Source organism: Streptomyces sp. NPDC059456, assembly GCF_042750055.1.
Classification (GTDB): domain Bacteria; phylum Actinomycetota; class Actinomycetes; order Streptomycetales; family Streptomycetaceae; genus Streptomyces.
In genome coordinates, this window is record NZ_JBHYVA010000881.1 from 1 (window position 1) to 2,981 (window position 2,981).

The window sequence follows — 2,981 nt, forward strand, 5'->3', positions numbered from 1 at the left end:
GGGCTCGGCCAAGCCCCACGGGCGGGGCAGCGCGCTCACGACCACGCGCTGATTGGCCTCGCCCCGCCACAGGGTCCCCTCGCTCCCCGAGGGCGAGGGGCTGGTTGCCGGGGCCGAGGCCGGTGCGCTGGGCCGCGGCTCGGCGGACACCGCACCGACGGGCGCGGCCACGGCGAGTGCCAGCGTGAGGGCGAGCACGAGCGCACGCGGCCGGCCGCGCACGGCGCGGGTCACCCGTCGGTTCATGCGGAGGGGCGGTCGCATCGACACGGGCTCACCCCTTCGGCCTCGTTCGGAAGTCCGGTCCCGCCCGCGCATCGGCAGCGGGCGACAGCTGTTCTGCGGTAGCTGTTGATCACGGGCGGTGTCTATCGGAATGCCCCGCCACCCGTGACGGTCGGCGGCGTGCCGTGCCGACACTTCCCTCGCATGGCCTACGGCCGGATGCAGGGTCCCGCAGCAGGTTCGTTTCTGCTTGCGGTGCGGGGAAGTTCGGCGACGAAACCCGCCCGCGCGCGGGACCTCGCGGTCGCCACTGTCAGACCTGCGGAAATCAGTACCAGAGCTGGTTGGTCTGGTGGTTGCAGTTCGCCAGCACCGCGATGGCACCGTTGCCGCTGCCGGAGATGGTGAGGCACTTGTTCCAGTCGCCGCCGTTCCGCAACTGGGCGGAGCCGCCGGTGGAGTCGATGTACCACTTCTGGTCGGCGTTGTTGTTGCAGCTCCACTGGATCGCCACGCCGGTGGACGCCCAGATGCCGAGGCACTTGCCGTTCCCGTTCTTGAGCCGGTAGTAGCCGCCCCCGACACCGGTGAAGTCCCAGTTCTGGTCGGCGTTGCCGTTGCAGTCCCACTGGATGGCGTCCTGGCCGTTGTCGCTGACGTTCCCGTAGATGCCCAGGCATTTGCCCGAGGCCACGTTGTGCTGCTGACCGCTGGTGAGGGCCGAAGCGGAAGGCGCAGTGATGAGTGCGGCCCCTGCCGCGAGCAGGAGGCCTGCGGAGGTGGCGGCGATGCGGGTCAGAGTCCTCGTCACTGTGGTGGACCTTTCAGTCGGTGGAGGGAAGAAGACGGCCGCGAGCGGATGCGTCGTGGTGTCATCGCTCACCTGCGCATGACGGTGACCACGACGTGAACGGGGCCGTTCTTTCGGTCCCACCGTACGGAGCGTGGCGCCCGGCGGGCTGTGCGCTGGACGCAGAGTTCCTTGACTCTGCGCGCACCACCCGCCCGTCCCCGTGCCGCCGGTCAGTCCCTGCGCGGGGGCAGCACGATCCGGCTCGCCCGCTCTCCCGGGCCCGAGATGAGGCACCACGTCGCACGGTCCAGGATCCCGTCCCTGTCGGGCCGCGCGCGCACCGTCTCCGGGAACGTCACCTCCGCAGCCAACAGGTCGAAGTCCAGCGGTAGTTCCAGCTCGCACACCGCACCGCCGCGAGGGTCCACGACGAAGCCCTCGCGGCCCGGCACGAAGCGGTTCCCGTGGGCGAGCAGCAGCTCGACCACGGGAAGCAGGTTGCGGTGGGGCTCCGCGCTCTCCGGATCCCCGGGGGCGATCTCGATCACCGCGCGACCCGCGTCACGAGGGCTTGGCCGCCGAATACGCGGTGACCGTGGCCTTGTTGTCGCACAGGGCGAAGACTCCGTCGTCGAGGGCGGTCTGGTGCGCGCCCGCGCCCGGGACGCCGACGACGAGCGTGGGGTACGAGGCCGGGGTCGCGCCGGACTCGCAGTATCCGTCGGCCTCGCCCTGCACGTTGACGAAGGTGATCTTGGTCCAGGCGCGGGCGCCCGGGGCCAGGGACACCGTGGCCGCGGAGCCGCTGTGGGTCGTGGCGAGCGGTGCGTTCTTGCCGGGGGACCCGTTGCCCGCACCCGCGACGGTGGGGAACCCCTGCAACGTGCAGGCGCTCTTCGAGACGTTGGCCACGGCGATGACGGCGGCGCCGGTTCCCGTGCCCGGCGGCCGGACGGCAGCCTGGCGGGCCTCCGCGATCTTCACGTCGTCGATCGTGCAGGGCTTTGACTTACCCCCGGACGCGGTGGGGGAGGCGGGGGAGGCGGGGGTGGGCTTCGTCTGCCCCGTGCCGCCGGAGCTGCTGCTGCCGCCGGCGGCGGCCCCGGGAGCCGGTGACTGTACGGACTGCGAAGGTCCGTCCGCCGCGCCGGTCTCGCCGGAGGGCGTGCACCCCGTCATCAGGGCGGCTGCCGCAGCCGCGACCACCAGGGCGGCCGCGGACCGTCGGACGTGTGCTGTGTACTGCATGGGAGCCTCCCGAGGATCGCGACCGGTCGCCTGCCGGCCCGCACGCAGACGGGCACGGCGAAACGCCCCACAGGAGTTCCCGCGGCGACAGCGCCGTACCGCTCCGGTGACACAACCATGACGTACCGGCCCTGCCGCCGCCAGGCGCCGCGCCCTCCCGCTAACACGCGGGCGACGAGCCCTTCTGGCCGGTGAGGTCGCGGTTGTACAGCCACCCGGTGGTGTTCGTGCCGTCCACGCGCACGTACGTCCACTGGTTGCCGTACGAGTTGACCGCGTAGCAGTGGTACCAGAGCTTCGTGCCGTCCTTGACCAGGGCGCCGGCGGGGCAGTTCTGGTACGGCGCGGCCAGCAGGTGGTGGTCGCCGGAAATGTAGCCGTAGGTGCCCGGCTTGGGGTCCTTGTGGGTCCAGCCGGCGCAGCCCGTCGGTACGGGGCCCGGCTGGACCGGGGCGGGCGAGGCCGCCGTCGAGGAGGTCGGTGCCGTGTGCGGCTTCTTCGGGGCGCCGGCGGACGGCTTGGCCTTCGGCCCGGAGCCGGAGGGAGGGGGAGAGGGCTCCCGGGTGTCCGTGCCCGGCAGACCGCCGGCCGCGGGCGAGTCGCGGGGGGTGACCCGCCGCGGCCCCGCCCGCCCCGCCCCGGGGCCGCCCCCCCCCGCCCGCGGCGGGGGGGGGGGGGACGCCCGCCGGGGGGGACGCCGGGGCGGGCGGGCGCG

General features: G+C 73.2%; 3 protein-coding genes and 2 pseudogenes. All 5 read right to left on the bottom strand.

The annotated features are described in order from the left end of the window. Positions 1-234, bottom strand: a pseudogene (locus tag ACFXA3_RS39970) (hypothetical protein); the annotation flags it as partial. 319 nt (positions 235-553) lie between these two features. Next, positions 554-1,036 carry an RICIN domain-containing protein gene (locus tag ACFXA3_RS39975; protein WP_385195933.1) on the bottom strand — a complete coding sequence of 161 codons (483 nt, stop codon included), beginning with the start codon at positions 1,034-1,036 and terminating at the stop codon, positions 554-556. Between the two features lie 212 nt (positions 1,037-1,248). Then, complete coding sequence (locus ACFXA3_RS39980) at positions 1,249-1,566, bottom strand: hypothetical protein (RefSeq protein ID WP_385195936.1); 318 nt, start codon at positions 1,564-1,566, stop codon at positions 1,249-1,251. A gap of 13 nt (positions 1,567-1,579) precedes the next feature. After that, on the bottom strand, positions 1,580-2,266 hold the full coding sequence (locus tag ACFXA3_RS39985; protein WP_385195939.1) for a DUF4232 domain-containing protein: 687 nt from the start codon (positions 2,264-2,266) through the stop codon (positions 1,580-1,582). Between the two features lie 160 nt (positions 2,267-2,426). Next, positions 2,427-2,981, bottom strand: a pseudogene (locus tag ACFXA3_RS39990) (hypothetical protein); the annotation flags it as partial.

Coding starts and splice junctions, on each gene's coding strand:
- ACFXA3_RS39985 (WP_385195939.1), bottom strand. CDS start 2,266: ATGCAGTACACAGCACACGTCCGACGGTCCGCGGCCGCCCTGGTGGTC.